The organism is Variovorax sucrosi, assembly GCF_051216635.1.
Lineage (GTDB): Bacteria > Pseudomonadota > Gammaproteobacteria > Burkholderiales > Burkholderiaceae_C > Variovorax.
Map to the genome: position 1 here is coordinate 1 of NZ_JBPJZU010000011.1, position 12784 is coordinate 12784.

11 protein-coding genes and 1 pseudogene are annotated in these 12784 nt (G+C 67.9%); 8 read left to right on the forward strand and 4 right to left on the reverse strand.

What is annotated here, in order from left to right; translation table 11 throughout:
* A pseudogene (locus ACSFBE_RS20525) lies at positions 1-136 on the forward strand (ABC transporter ATP-binding protein); the annotation flags it as partial.
* Complete coding sequence (locus tag ACSFBE_RS20530) at positions 133-1377, forward strand: phenylacetate--CoA ligase family protein (RefSeq protein WP_435492277.1); 1245 nt, start codon at positions 133-135, stop codon at positions 1375-1377. The pseudogene ACSFBE_RS20525 and the gene ACSFBE_RS20530, both read left to right, overlap by 4 nt.
* Here ACSFBE_RS20530 and ACSFBE_RS20535 read toward each other — a convergent pair.
* Positions 1368-2573 carry a glycosyltransferase gene (locus ACSFBE_RS20535; protein ID WP_435492278.1) on the reverse strand — a complete coding sequence of 402 codons (1206 nt, stop codon included), beginning with the start codon at positions 2571-2573 and terminating at the stop codon, positions 1368-1370. The two genes, ACSFBE_RS20530 and ACSFBE_RS20535, sit on opposite strands and share 10 nt — an antisense overlap.
* 135 nt (positions 2574-2708) lie before the next feature.
* Here ACSFBE_RS20535 and ACSFBE_RS20540 point away from each other — a divergent pair, with 135 nt between their 5' ends.
* Positions 2709-4067, forward strand: a complete 1359-nt coding sequence (locus tag ACSFBE_RS20540; RefSeq protein ID WP_435492279.1) for a cytosine deaminase — start codon at positions 2709-2711, stop codon at positions 4065-4067.
* Positions 4068-4076: 9 nt separating this feature from the next.
* On the opposite strand, the gene ACSFBE_RS20545 is transcribed toward ACSFBE_RS20540, so the two are convergent.
* Positions 4077-5063 (reverse strand): SDR family oxidoreductase, encoded by a 987-nt coding sequence (locus tag ACSFBE_RS20545; RefSeq protein ID WP_435492280.1) that lies wholly within the window; start codon positions 5061-5063, stop codon positions 4077-4079.
* Between the two features lie 194 nt (positions 5064-5257).
* On the opposite strand from ACSFBE_RS20545, the gene ACSFBE_RS20550 reads away from it, so the two are divergent.
* Together ACSFBE_RS20550 and ACSFBE_RS20555 are read left to right on the forward strand one after the other, a co-directional pair.
* Complete coding sequence (locus ACSFBE_RS20550; RefSeq protein ID WP_435492281.1) at positions 5258-6235, forward strand: tripartite tricarboxylate transporter substrate-binding protein; 978 nt, start codon at positions 5258-5260, stop codon at positions 6233-6235.
* Positions 6236-6380: 145 nt separating this feature from the next.
* Complete coding sequence (locus tag ACSFBE_RS20555; protein ID WP_435492282.1) at positions 6381-7397, forward strand: Bug family tripartite tricarboxylate transporter substrate binding protein; 1017 nt, start codon at positions 6381-6383, stop codon at positions 7395-7397.
* Position 7398: 1 nt separating this feature from the next.
* Here the strand turns inward: ACSFBE_RS20555 and ACSFBE_RS20560 are convergent, their stop codons facing one another.
* Positions 7399-7725, reverse strand: coding sequence for a DUF1840 domain-containing protein (locus ACSFBE_RS20560; RefSeq protein ID WP_435492283.1), 327 nt, complete (start codon positions 7723-7725; stop codon positions 7399-7401).
* A gap of 5 nt (positions 7726-7730) precedes the next feature.
* Positions 7731-8996 (reverse strand): class I SAM-dependent methyltransferase, encoded by a 1266-nt coding sequence (locus ACSFBE_RS20565; protein WP_435492284.1) that lies wholly within the window; start codon positions 8994-8996, stop codon positions 7731-7733.
* 100 nt (positions 8997-9096) lie between these two features.
* Here ACSFBE_RS20565 and ACSFBE_RS20570 point away from each other — a divergent pair, with 100 nt between their 5' ends.
* The 3 genes from ACSFBE_RS20570 to ACSFBE_RS20580 are packed head-to-tail and all read left to right on the forward strand — an operon-like array spanning position 9097 to position 12784.
* Entirely contained in the window at positions 9097-11448 is a 2352-nt protein-coding gene (locus ACSFBE_RS20570) for a bifunctional salicylyl-CoA 5-hydroxylase/oxidoreductase (RefSeq protein WP_435492285.1), read from the forward strand.
* The gene (locus ACSFBE_RS20575; RefSeq protein ID WP_435492286.1) at positions 11448-11933 is read left to right on the forward strand and encodes a MarR family winged helix-turn-helix transcriptional regulator; all 486 of its coding nucleotides are present in this window, start codon (positions 11448-11450) and stop codon (positions 11931-11933) included. The genes ACSFBE_RS20570 and ACSFBE_RS20575 overlap by 1 nt, the downstream gene beginning before the upstream one ends.
* Complete coding sequence (locus tag ACSFBE_RS20580; protein ID WP_435492287.1) at positions 11930-12784, forward strand: enoyl-CoA hydratase family protein; 855 nt, start codon at positions 11930-11932, stop codon at positions 12782-12784. The genes ACSFBE_RS20575 and ACSFBE_RS20580 overlap by 4 nt, the downstream gene beginning before the upstream one ends.

The following is a 12784-nucleotide window of genomic DNA, read 5'->3' on the forward strand; positions in this document are numbered from 1 at the left end:
CGTGATGGACGGCGAGGCCAAGAGCCTGCGCGAGAACGAGGACGTCAAGGAGTTCTACCTGGGTGTCGGTGGTGGCGACCGCAAGAGCTTCAAGGACGTGAAGAGCTACAAGCGCAGGAAGCGGTGGTTGGCATGAGCGACTTCTACGACCGACTCGAGGTGCGCGACCCGGCCGAGCGCGAGGCCGACCTGCTCGCAGCCCTGCCCAAGCAACTGCTGCACGCGCAGACCGCAACCGCGGCCTTCGCCAACATCCTGCAGGGCATCGACTGCACCGCCGTCACCAGCCGCGCGGCACTGGCCCGCCTGCCGGTCACGCGCAAGTCCGAACTGCTGGAGCGCCAGAAGCAGCAACGCGCGCGCGACCCCTTCGGTGGCTTCAGCGCCATGGTGCGCGGCCCGGCGATGCTGCGCGTGTTCGCCAGCCCCGGCACCATCTACGAGCCCGAGGGCGCGTCGCGCGATTACTGGCGCACCGCGCGCGCGCTGCACGCCGCGGGCTTTCGCGCCGGCGACCTGCTGCACAACAGCTTCAGCTACCACATGACCCCCGCCGGCGCGATCCTGGAGAACGGCGCCCATGCATTGGGCTGCACCGTGTTCCCGGGCGGCACCGGCCAGACCGAGCAGCAGCTCGAGGCCATGGTCGAGCTGCGGCCCGACGGTTACGTCGGCACGCCGAGCTTCCTGCGCATCCTGCTGGAGAAGGCCGCTGCGATGAACGTCGCGCTGCCGAGTCTGACCAAGGCGCTGCTTACCGGCGAGGCCTTCCCACCGAGCCTGCGCGACTGGCTGGCCGAGCGCGGCGTGGTCGGCATGCAGTGCTACGCCACGGCCGACCTGGGCCTCATCGCCTACGAGACCCAGGCACGCGAAGGCCTGGTGCTCGACGAAGGCGTGCTGATGGAGATCGTGCGCCCCGGCACCGGTGACCCGGTGCCCGACGGCGAGGTCGGCGAGGTCGTCGTGACCACCTTCAACCGCGACTACCCGCTGGTGCGCTTCGGCACCGGCGACCTCTCAGCCGTGCTGCCCGGCGCTTGCCCGACCGGCCGTACCAACACCCGCATCAGGGGCTGGCTCGGCCGCGCCGACCAGACGACGAAGGTCCGCGGCATGTTCGTGCACCCCGGCCAGGTCGCGGCGGTGCTCAAGCGCTTCCCGTCCGTGCAGCGTGCGCGGCTGGTGGTCGAGGGCGAGATGGCCGATGACCGGATGACGCTGCGTGTCGAGACGCCGGCCGACGAAACCCTCGAGCCCCGCATCGCCGAGGCGATGCGCGAGACCACCAAGCTGCGCTGCGACGTGGTGCGCGTGGCACCCGGCACGCTGCCGAACGACGGCAAGGTGATCGAGGACGCGCGGAGCTACAAGTAGGCGCGCTGCGCAGCCACCGCGCGCAGCAGCTGCGCCGCATGGTCGGTGTCGGCGTCGGCCCAGGAGAAGTCGGTATCGGGGTAGTGACCCATCCAGTCGCGGTAGCGAACCAGGCCGGCGCGAACGCCGTGGTAGTGCGCGAAGCCGGGGCCGTACTCGGTGTTCGCGGACCAGTGCGTGGCGACCACCGGTGTGCCCATCTCGAGAAACTCGCGGATGTTCAGGCCATAGGCCTCGGCGCGGTGCAACGACAGGTAGACATCGGCCATGCGCTGGAACGCGACCTGTTCCACATCGGAGAAGTCCTGCTGCACCAGGCGGATGTTGCCGGCCGCGCCGATCATCTCGCGCAGCTCGCGTTCGACGACCCGCGTCGCCGACGAGCAGCGCAGCTTGATCAGCAGGACATGGTCGGCACTGTCGCCGAAGGCCTTCTGCCAGGCCTCGACATGGGCCCAGGGGTTCTTGCGCTCCGGGCACACCTTGATGTCCATGATCGCAATGCCGAGGAACGCATCGGAGGGCACATCGAACACGCCCCGCTCGGTGGCCAGGATCGTCGGGTCGACGGCGACGTGGTGGGGCACGACCACCACGGGCAGCGCCGAGGCGCTCTGGATGGCGGCGCGCGAGAAGGCCGACGGCGTCCAGATCTCGTCGACCAGGCGCAATGCAAAGCGCCAGGCGCGCGGAAAGACCTCGTTCTCCCAGGCCCAGAGGCCGGTGCGGTGGGCGCCGGCGAGCTGCTCGGGACGGAACAGCCGAAGCGCGCGCCGGTAGCGGTTGGGCTGGCACAGCAGATAGAGGCGCGACACCACGCCCGGCAGCTCACGTCCACTGACGGCAGGTGCCCCGGCAGGCTGCGCCGACAGGCTGAGCAGGATCAGGCCGGGATGGCGTAGCCGCAGCCGGGTGGCCTCGTATTGCGCCGCCCGGCACAGCCCGGTCTTGCCGCCGAAATCGCCGACGGCGACGACGCAGCCCTGATCCTCGGCCAGCAGCGCGGTCGCCGGATCGCGGCGGTAGGGCCGCGACACGCGCCAGTTGGTCAACTCCAGGCGCCAGCGCCTGAGCGGTTGACCAAGCCGCTGCAGCAACAGGCCGACGTTCCAGCGCCGCAGCGCACGCGGAAGGCGGCGGAACTGCTGCGGCGCGAGCGGCACGGCGAACGGCGGGTGGGAGTCGAGCAGGGACATGATCGGCGTTGGCGGGCGAGCCAGTGAAGCGGAGAGGCGGAGAAGCACCGGGATGGCGGGGAGGCGCTGCGCGATCCTACCTGCCGGCTCACCCGACCCTGGGCAGAGCCGAGCGTCTTCAGCCATACTTTTCCCATGACCCATTCCTTCTTCCAGCCGCCCAGGCAGGGCAGCTACACCCTGCGCAACCTGCGCGCGCCCCTCTGCCTGTTGCGCGGCGATGCGGACCTGGCCGACCGTCTGGCGCCCATCGGCGACGGCCATGGCGAACTGGTCGCGATCGACCTGCGCATCGCCGACGGCCGCATCGACGCCATTGCGGCGGCGGGCAGTTTCGATGCCGCGAGCGGCCCAGACCTCGACGCCTCCATGGTGCTGCCCGGCATGGTCGACGTGCACACGCACCTCGACAAGGGCCACATCTGGCCGCGCCAGCCGAACCCGACCGGCGACGGGGCCGGGGCCGGTGCGGCCACCGCGCGCGACCGCACGGCCAATTGGCACGCCGAAGACGTGCGCCGTCGCATGGACTTCGGTCTGCGCACCGCCTACGCCAAGGGCGTGGTCGCGATCCGCACGCACCTCGACTCGCTGGCGCCGCAGGCGGCGATCTCGTTCCCGGTGTTCCGCGAAATGCGCGAACGCTGGGCCGGCCGCATCGAACTGCAGGCCTCGTCGATCGCGCCGCTCAACATCTTTCTGACCGACGAGGGCCGGCAACTCGCCGACATCGTGGCCGAGAGCGGCGGGCAGCTGGGCTGTGTCACCAAGTCGATGACCTATCCGAGCCAGACCATGCCGCCCGATCTCGACGAAGCGCTGCTGCGGGTGTTCCAGCTGGCGGCCGAGCGCGGGCTGAACGTCGATCTGCACGTCGACGAGTCGACCGACCCAGCAGCGCGCGCACTGATTCGCGTGGCGCGCACGGCCGTCGCACAGAAGTTCACCGGCCGCATCCTCTGCGGCCACGTCACCTCGCTCGCGCTGCAGAGCGACGACTTCATCGAAGAGACGATCGCCGCCTGCAAGGACGCGGGCATCGACATCGTCAGCCTGCCGACCGTCAACATGTACCTGCAGGACCGCAGCCCCGACACGCGCACCCCGCGCTGGCGCGGCGTGACGGTGCTGCACGAGATGAAGGCACGCGGCCTGCGGGTGGCGGTAGCCGGCGACAACTGCCGCGATCCCTTCTATGCCTATGGCGACCACGACATGCTCGACACCTTCACCCAGGCGGTGAAGATCCTGCACCTCGACCATCCGCTGGGTGACTGGATCCGCGCCGCGACCGAGACCCCGGCCGCCATCATGGGCATCGACTGCGGCACCCTGCGCCAGGGCGGCGCGGCCGACCTGCTGGTGCTGCGGGCGCGCAACTATTCCGAGATGCTGGCACGCACGCAGTTCGACCGCACGGTGATCCGCGCCGGCCGCGCCATCGACACCACCCTGCCCGACTACCGCGAACTCGACGCACTGATGGTGGCCTGAGGCCGCCGATCAGATCGCGGCCACGTTGCCGGTGATCGGCAGCACGATGCCGGTGATGTAGCCGGCGCACACCGGCGACGCCAGGAACACATAGGCCGGCGACAGCTCCTCCGGCTGGGCCACCCGCTTGAAGTCGGTTTCCTTGCCGAACTTGCGCACGTCGGCGGCCTTCTTGTCGGCCGGATTGAGCGGTGTCCACACCGGGCCCGGTGCCACGGCGTTGACGCGGATGCCGCGGTCGATCACGTTGAGTGCCAGCGCCTTGGTGAAGGCGTGGATCGCCCCCTTGGTGGCGGAGTAGTCGATCAGGTTCTTGCTGCCCTGCAGCCCGGTACGCGAGCCCGTGTTGATGATCGATGCGCCGTTCTTCATGTGGGGCAATGCCGCGCGCGCCATGCGCATGTAGCCGCCGATGTTCGTCTGCAGCGTGAGGTCCATGCGCTCGTCGCTGATGTCTTCCAGCGCATCGGCATGCATCTGGAAGGCCGCGTTGTTGACCAGCACGTCGAGCTTGCCGAAGGCCTTGACGGTGCGCTCCACGGCCCGCTGGCAGAAGGCGCTGCGGCGCACGTCGCCCTGGATCAGCAGGCAACGCCGGCCTTCGGCCTCGACCGCGGCCTGCGTTTCTTCGGCGTCCACCTTCTCGCTCAGATAGACGATCGCGACGTCGGCGCCCTCCCGCGCGAACAGCACGGCCACGGCCCGGCCAATGCCCGAATCGCCACCGGTCACGATGGCGCTCATGCCGACCAGCTTGCCGCTGCCCTCGTAGCCGGGCGCGGTGTAGCGCGGCCGCAGCGCCATGTCCTTCTCGCGGCCGGGCTTGGGCAGCTTCTGACCCGGGAGCGTTTCGGGCTGCACGCGGGCGCCGGCCTGGACGGCCTTCGTGGCCTTGCGCGCTGCAGGGGCGGCGCGGTCGCGCGCATCCTGGCGGCGCTGGATGGCGCGTTGGCGCTCGACCAGCGGACGGGTGGCGGGGTTCGGTGTGGTGGCCATGGACAAGGTCTCCTGCGGATGTGGCAAAGCGCTTCATGCTCGGGCGCGGCGTTGCGCGCGGCTGTCGTCAAATACCGCACGCCCACGGGCGAAAAATCCGCCCTGGCCTACGCTCTCTTAGGGCTTTCCGGGGGCGGTCAGGTCCCGTTCAGTCGATAAGATCGGCGCCCCTTGACCCCCTCCGGAGTGCTCTCATGAAGAAACTGCTCGCTTTGGCCGCGATCGCCGCAGCCGCCTCGGGCGCCCTCGCCCAGGATTTTCCGGGTGGCAAGCCCATCACCATCGTCGTGCCCTTCGCTGCGGGCGGGCCGACGGACCGCGTCGCGCGCGACCTGGCCGAAGCGCTGCGCAAGCCGCTGGACGGCGTGAGCATCGTGGTCGACAACACCGCGGGCGCCGGCAGCACCATCGGCAACGCCAAGGTCGCGCGGGCCAAGAACGACGGCTACACGCTGCTGCTGACCCACGTGGGCATGGCCACCACCCCGGTGCTCTACCGCAAGCTGCCCTACAACTACGAGACCGACTTCGAATACCTGGGCATGATCAACGACGTGCCCATGACCGTCATCGGCAAGCCGCAGCTCGAAGCCAAGAACTTCAAGGAGTTGCGCGAGTGGATCGGCAAGAACCCGGGCAAGGTGAACCTCGGCAACGCCGGCATCGGCTCGGCTTCGCACCTGTGCGGGCTGCTGTTCCAGAGCGAACTGAAGGCCGAGATGACCACCGTGCCGTACAAGGGCACGGCCCCGGCCATCGCCGACTTGCTGGGCGGCCAGATCGACCTTCTGTGCGACCAGACCACCAACACCACGAGCCAGATCGAGGCCAAGAAGGTCAAGCCCTACGCGGTGACGACGCTCAAGCGCCTGACGACGCCGGCGCTGAAGGACATTCCGACGCTCGACGAGTCGGGCCTGAAGAACTTCCAGGTCACGATCTGGCACGGCCTGTATGCGCCCAAGGGCACGCCGGCACCGGTGCTCAAGAAGATCAACGACGCGCTGAAGGTGGCGCTGAAGGACCCGGACTTCATCAAGAAGGAAGAAGGCCTGGGCGCGGTCGTGGTGGCGGACAAGCGCGTCGAACCCGAGGAGCACAAGAAGTTCGTGATGTCCGAAGTCGCACGCTTCGGCCCGGTCATCAAGGCCGCCGGCGTCTACGCCGACTGAGCTTGTCGCTCGCCCCCTGGCAAATCACTGCACGGCCGCCGCGCCCTCGGGCCCGGCGGCTTTTTTGCGGGTGTGCGAGTCGACGGGACGGGCGACCGGGGTTTTACCTGCGACGGCTGTCACGGCTTCGCGGTACAACCCGCGCATGAACTTTTCTTTTTCCTCCTCTCGCCGTACGGCCCTCACCACCACCGCGCTGGCCGCGCTCACGCTGCTGGCCGGCCCGGCCGGCGCCCAGGCCACCTGGCCCACCAAGCCGGTGCGCATCGTGGTTCCCTTCGCTGCCGGCGGCACCACCGACATCCTGGCGCGCGCGATGGCGCCGGAACTGTCGAAGGCCTTCGGCCAGCAGTTCATCGTCGACAACCGGGCCGGCGCGGGCGGCAACGTGGGCACCGACATCGTGGCCAAGTCGGCAAACGATGGCTACACGCTGCTGATGGGCACGGTGGGCACGCACGGCATCAACCGCGCGCTGTACCCGAAGCTGCCCTTCGACCCCATTAAGGATTTCGTGCCGATCACGCTGGTGGCCGCGGTGCCGAACGTGATGGAGATGAACACCGAGAAGGCGAAGGAACTGAACATCCGCAACGTGCAGGACTTCATCAAGTACGCCAAGGCCAACCCGGGCAAGCTCAACATGGCCTCGAGCGGCAGCGGCACCTCGATCCATCTGGCCGGCGAGCTCTTCAAGAGCATGACCGGCAGCTTCATGACACACATCCCCTACAAGGGCTCGGGCCCGGCCCTGCTCGACATGGTCGGCGGCAATGCGGACGTGATGTTCGACAACCTGCCCTCGTCGATGCAGCAGATCAAGGGCGGCAAGCTGGTCGCGCTGGCGGTGACGAGTTCGAAGCGCTCGCCGGCGCTCCCGGACGTGCCCACGGTCGAAGAGGCCGGCGGCCCGGCGCTGAAGGGCTTCGAGGCGAGCTCATGGTTCGGCCTGCTGGCGCCGGCCGGCACGTCGCCCGACATCGTCAACCGCATTCAGCAGGAGGTGCGCAAATCGCTCGGCACGCCGGGCATGCAGGAAAAGCTGCTGGCGCAAGGCGCGATTCCCAGCGGCAACACGCCGGTCGAGTTCGCCAAGCACATCGACAACGAGCACAAGAAGTGGGCGAAGGTCGTGAAGGACTCGGGCGCGAAGGTCGACTGAGCTAGACGCCCCAGACGACGTCGCGGCCTTCCGCTTGCGAGCGCTTGAGCATGTCGATCAGCGGTGCGGCGCGCTGATGCAGGGCGATGTGCTCGCGCTCGGCGGGTTCTTCGTGGTTCTCGGCGGCGAACGCATCGCCGTTGTGGCGGTGCTGCTCATGCTCGCGGCTCACTGCGGCTTCAAGCGCCGAGATGGCCGCGGGGATCTGCTCGCGGGTGATGATGCCTTGCGGACCAGGGGCCTTGCCGATGATGTCCAGCAGCTGCCGGGCATTGGGTTCGAGCATCACGACATCGGCGGTCGCCTGCGATTTGAAGCGGTAAAGCATATTGTTTACTTGTAGATGAAGTCTCGGGCGAAAGGGTACACCGATTGGGCTCCCCGCATCGGGCCCTTCGTCATATCGCCGTCCGGTCGCGTGGCCAGCATCTGGTGCAGGGAGATCCACCCCCGCTCGAAACTCATTGCCGAGCCAGCCAGGTACAGCCGGTAGGCGCGCAGGATGCGCTCGGCCCGCGCGTCGTCGCCGCTGGTGCGGCGGAGCACCGCACGGGCGTCGTCGAGTCGCGACTCCAGCGCATCGGACCAGGCCCAGAGCGTGCGCGCATAGTGCGGCCGCAGGTTCTCGGTGTCGACCATCTCCAGCCCGGCGCCGGCCATGTCGCGCAGCACATGCGTCAAATGCAGCAGTTCGCCGCCCGGGAAGATGTACTTTTCGATGAAGTCGCCCATGCCGGCGCCCAGTTGCTGGTAGTCGAGCCGACCGGAGGTGATGCCATGGTTCATGACCAGGCCGCCCGGTGCGAGCAGGCCGTGGATCTGCTTGAAGTACGTCGGCATGTTGGCGCGGCCGACGTGCTCGAACATCCCGATCGACGAGATCTTGTCGAAAGGCTGCGCCGGATCGAGCGCCCTGTAGTCGCGCAATTCCACGCGCACCCGGCCCTGAAGGCCTTTCTCCTCGATCAATCGCGTGACGTGCGCATGCTGGTTCTTCGACAAGGTGATGCCGGTCGCGTCCACGCCGTAGTGCTCGGCCGCCCACAGCAGCAGCCCCCCCCAGCCGGAGCCGACGTCGAGGAAGCGCTCGCCGGGCTGGAGCATCAGCTTGCGGCAGATGTGATCGAGCTTGGCCTCCTGGGCCTCGGTCAGCGTGAGATCGGTGGTTCGGTAGTAAGCGCAGGAGTACACGCGCCGCGGATCGAGCCAGAGCGCATAGAAGTCGTCCGAGACGTCGTAATGGAACGCGATCTGCGCCGCATCCTTGCCCAGCGTGTGCGAGCCGCGGGACTTGGCGCGCCGCAGCATGCGCGACCACCAGCCGGTGTCGGTCTCGGCCGGATTGCCGGGCAGCAGACCGGCCGCGGCGTCGGTCAGGTCGCGCATGGCGCCTTCGATCTGTACCCGGCCTTCGACATAGGCCTCGCCGATCGCGCCGACCTGCCGCGCGGCCAGCTTGGCCAGCGAGGTCCAGTCGTCGAACGCCAGCTTGACCCGGGAGCCCGGCTGCGACACCGTCCTGCCGTCTGGCAGTTGCAGGGCGATGGGAACCGGCAGAGAAGCCAGTTGCGACTCGATCTTCGGTATCAGGCTTGGCATGGGAAGGGTTTTGCCAGTACCTTCGACGCGCGTCAACCGACCGCGGTCGAAGACCTTGTGCCCATTGACACCAGAATGTTTATGTCTAAACTATTTATTCATGAACATCCTTGCACCCGGACTCCAACGCATCCTCTGTATCGGTGGGGGCCCGGCGGGGCTGTATTTCGCGCTGCTGATGAAGGCGCGGCACCCGCAGCTGGAGATCACGGTGGTCGAGCGCAACCGCCCGTTCGACACCTTCGGCTGGGGCGTGGTGCTGAGCGACCAGACGCTCGCCAACCTGGCGCGCGCCGAGTCGGGCACCGCCGGGCTCATCGGTGAATCCTTCCACCATTGGGACGACATCCAGGTCTTCTTCAAGGGCGGCCAGGTGCGCTCGGGCGGCCACGGCTTCTGCGGCATCGGCCGCAAGCGGCTGCTGAACATCCTGCAGGAGCGCTGCCTCGAACTGGGCGTGAACCTGGTGTTCGAAACCGACGCCACCGACGACCAGGCCCTGGCCGCGCAGTACCAGGCCGACCTGGTGATCGCCAGCGATGGCCTCAACAGCCGCATCCGCACGCGCTACGCCGAGGTCTACCAGCCCGACATCGACCTGCGCAAATGCCGCTTCGTCTGGCTCGGCACGCACCAGACCTTCGACGCCTTCACCTTCGCGTTCGAAAAAACCGAGCACGGCTGGTTCCAGGCGCACGCCTACCAGTTCGACGACACGACCTCGACCTTCATCATCGAGACGCCGGAGGAAGTCTGGAAGGCCCACGGCCTCGACGAGATGGAGCAACCCGAGGCCGTTGCCTTCTGCGAGAAGCTGTTCGCCAAATACCTCGGTGGCCATTCGCTCATCAGCAATGCGTCGCACTTGCGCGGCTCGGCCAACTGGATCCGCTTCCCGCGCGTGATCTGCAAGCACTGGACGCACCGCGTCGACATCGGTGGCAAGGCGGTGCCGGTGGTGCTGATGGGCGATGCGGCCCACACGGCGCACTTCTCGATCGGCTCGGGCACCAAGCTGGCGCTTGAAGACGCGATCGACCTGGCCGACGAGTTCGGCCATGGCGGCAGCATCGACGAGGTGCTGACCGGCTACGAGGCGCGCCGCAGCGTCGAGGTGCTGAAGATCCAGAACGCCGCGCGCAACTCGACCGAGTGGTTCGAGAACGTCTCGCGCTACACCGGAATGCAGATCGAGCAGTTCGCTTATTCGATGCTTACCCGCAGCCAGCGCATCAGCCACGAGAACCTGCGGCTGCGCGACGCGAAGTGGCTGGGCGGCTACGAGAAGTGGCTGGCCGGCGGCCAGCAGATCCCGCCGATGCTCACGCCGTTCAAGGTACGCGGGCTCGAGCTAAAGAACCGCATCCTGGTCTCGCCGATGGCGACCTACAGCGCGGTCGACGGCGTGCCGCAGGACTTTCACCTGGTGCACCTGGGCGCACGCGCCATGGGCGGCGCCGCACTGGTCTTCGTCGAGATGACCAGTCCCACGCCCGAAGGCCGCATCACGCCGGCCTGCCCCGGCCTGTACACCGACGAGCAAGGTAGGGCCTTCAAGCGCATCGTGGACTTCGTGCACACGCAGAGCAGTGCGAAGATCGGCATGCAGCTCGGCCACAGCGGTCCCAAGGGCTCGACGCAGGTCGGCTGGGAAGGCACCGACGAGCCGCTGCCGACCGGCAACTGGCCATTGATGGCCGCGAGCGCCCTGGCCTATGGCGAGCAGAACCAGACACCGGCTGCGATGACGCGTGCCGACATGGACCGGCTGCGCGACCAGTTCGTCGCCTCGACGCGCCGCGCGGCGGACGCGGGCTTCGACTGGCTCGAACTGCACTGCGCGCATGGCTACGCGCTCGCATCCTTCCTGAGCGCGCTCACCAACCAGCGCACCGACGAGTACGGTGGCGACATCGCTGCCCGAGCACGCTACCCGTTGGAAGTGTTCGCCGCGATGCGTGCGGCCTGGCCGCAAGAGCGACCGATGAGCGTACGCATCTCGGCGCACGACTGGGCACCTGGCGGCAACACCGACGACGACGCGGTCGAGATCGCGCGCCTGTTCAAGGACGCGGGTTGCGACTTCATCGACGTGTCGTCCGGTCAGACCACGCGCGCGGCCCAGCCGATCTACGGCCGCATGTACCAGACGCCTTTCGCCGACCGCATCCGCAACGAAGTCGGCATCGCGACGATCGCCGTGGGTGCCATCACCGACGCCGACCAGGCCAACAGCATCGTCGCGGCCGGCCGCGCCGACCTGTGCGCCGTCGCACGACCGCACCTGGCCGACCCGGCCTGGACGCTGCACGAAGCCGCCAAGCTGCAGAGCCGCTACGTCGAATGGCCGAAGCAGTACACGGCAGGCCGCGACCAGATGTACCGCGAGATCGCCAAGCAGCAGGCGATGGCGGCGGTGCCGATGAACGTCGCGAGCGAAGAGGAGCGTTGATGGACCTCGAAGCCCGCGCCCACAGCGAACACCCCGACGAACTTCGGCTCTGGCTGCGGCTGCTCACCTGCACGCAGCTCATCGAGAAAGAAGTGCGCAACGGCCTGCGCGAGCAGTTCGCGACCACGCTGCCGCGCTTCGACCTGATGGCGCAGCTCGAACGTGCGCCCGACGGTCTGAAGATGAACGAGCTGTCGCGCCGCATGATGGTGACCGGCGGCAACGTGACCGGCATCACCGACCAGCTGGTGGCCGAAGAACTGGTCGAGCGCGTCAATGTCGAGGGCGACCGGCGCGCCTGGCGCGTTCGCCTCACCGTGCGCGGCCGCAAGCTGTTTCACGAGATGGCGCAGCAGCACGAGGCCTGGATCGTCCAGGCCTTCGCAGGCCTGGCCCCCAAGGAAATCACGCAGCTGCACAAGCTGCTCGGCAAGGTCAAGCAGCACACGACCTCCCCCCTCACGACAACGACGGAGACGGCATGAAGCACTACATCGGCGCGGGCAATCCCATGCATGCGCAATTCGAAGCGAAGGCCGGCTATACGGCAACGCACTTCCAGTGGTCGTACGAGGACGGTGTGGGCACCGTCACGCTCAACCGGCCCGAGCGTAAAAACCCGCTGACCTTCCAGTCGTACGCCGAACTACGCGACCTGTTCCGTGCCCTGCACTTCGCGACCGACGTGAAGACGGTGGTCGTTACGGGTGCCGGCGGCAACTTCTGCTCGGGCGGCGACGTGCACGAAATCATCGGCCCGCTCACGAAGATGAGCATGCCCGAGATGCTCGAGTTCACGCGCATGACAGGCGATCTGGTGAAGGCGATTCGCCAGTGCCCGCAGCCGATCATCGGCGCCATCGACGGCATCTGCGCCGGTGCCGGCGCGATGATCGCGCTGGCCTGCGACATTCGTTACGGCACGCCCGCCGCACGCACCGCCTTTCTGTTCACGCGCGTCGGCCTGGCGGGCGCGGACATGGGCGCCTGCGCCCTGCTGCCGCGCATGATCGGCCAGGGCCGCGCGTCGGAGCTGCTCTTCAGTGGCCGTGCGATGACAGCGGACGAAGGCCTCGCGTGGGGCTTCTTCAATGCACTGCATCCAAGCGATGCGGTGCTCGATGCAGCGACCAAGATGGCACTCGAGCTCGCGGCCGGCCCGACCTTCGCGCACGGCATGACCAAGACGATGCTGTCGCAGGAATGGTCGATGACCATCGAGCAGGCGATCGAAGCCGAGGCGCAAGCCCAGGCGATCTGCATGCAGACGGCAGACTTCACACGCGCCTACGACGCCTTCGCGGCCAAGCAGAAGCCGGTCTTCGGCGGAGACTGA

What these genes read in the sequence shown, in the direction of transcription:
- ACSFBE_RS20535 (WP_435492278.1), bottom strand. Translation starts at nt 2,573, where the DNA reads ATGTCCCTGCTCGACTCCCACCCGCCGTTCGCCGTGCCGCTCGCGCCG.
- ACSFBE_RS20565 (WP_435492284.1), bottom strand. Translation starts at nt 8,996, where the DNA reads ATGCCAAGCCTGATACCGAAGATCGAGTCGCAACTGGCTTCTCTGCCG.
- ACSFBE_RS20575 (WP_435492286.1), top strand. Translation starts at nt 11,448, where the DNA reads ATGGACCTCGAAGCCCGCGCCCACAGCGAACACCCCGACGAACTTCGG.
- ACSFBE_RS20560 (WP_435492283.1), bottom strand. Translation starts at nt 7,725, where the DNA reads ATGCTTTACCGCTTCAAATCGCAGGCGACCGCCGATGTCGTGATGCTC.
- ACSFBE_RS20530 (WP_435492277.1), top strand. Translation starts at nt 133, where the DNA reads ATGAGCGACTTCTACGACCGACTCGAGGTGCGCGACCCGGCCGAGCGC.
- ACSFBE_RS20555 (WP_435492282.1), top strand. Translation starts at nt 6,381, where the DNA reads ATGAACTTTTCTTTTTCCTCCTCTCGCCGTACGGCCCTCACCACCACC.
- ACSFBE_RS20570 (WP_435492285.1), top strand. Translation starts at nt 9,097, where the DNA reads ATGAACATCCTTGCACCCGGACTCCAACGCATCCTCTGTATCGGTGGG.
- ACSFBE_RS20545 (WP_435492280.1), bottom strand. Translation starts at nt 5,063, where the DNA reads ATGGCCACCACACCGAACCCCGCCACCCGTCCGCTGGTCGAGCGCCAA.
- ACSFBE_RS20580 (WP_435492287.1), top strand. Translation starts at nt 11,930, where the DNA reads ATGAAGCACTACATCGGCGCGGGCAATCCCATGCATGCGCAATTCGAA.
- ACSFBE_RS20550 (WP_435492281.1), top strand. Translation starts at nt 5,258, where the DNA reads ATGAAGAAACTGCTCGCTTTGGCCGCGATCGCCGCAGCCGCCTCGGGC.
- ACSFBE_RS20540 (WP_435492279.1), top strand. Translation starts at nt 2,709, where the DNA reads ATGACCCATTCCTTCTTCCAGCCGCCCAGGCAGGGCAGCTACACCCTG.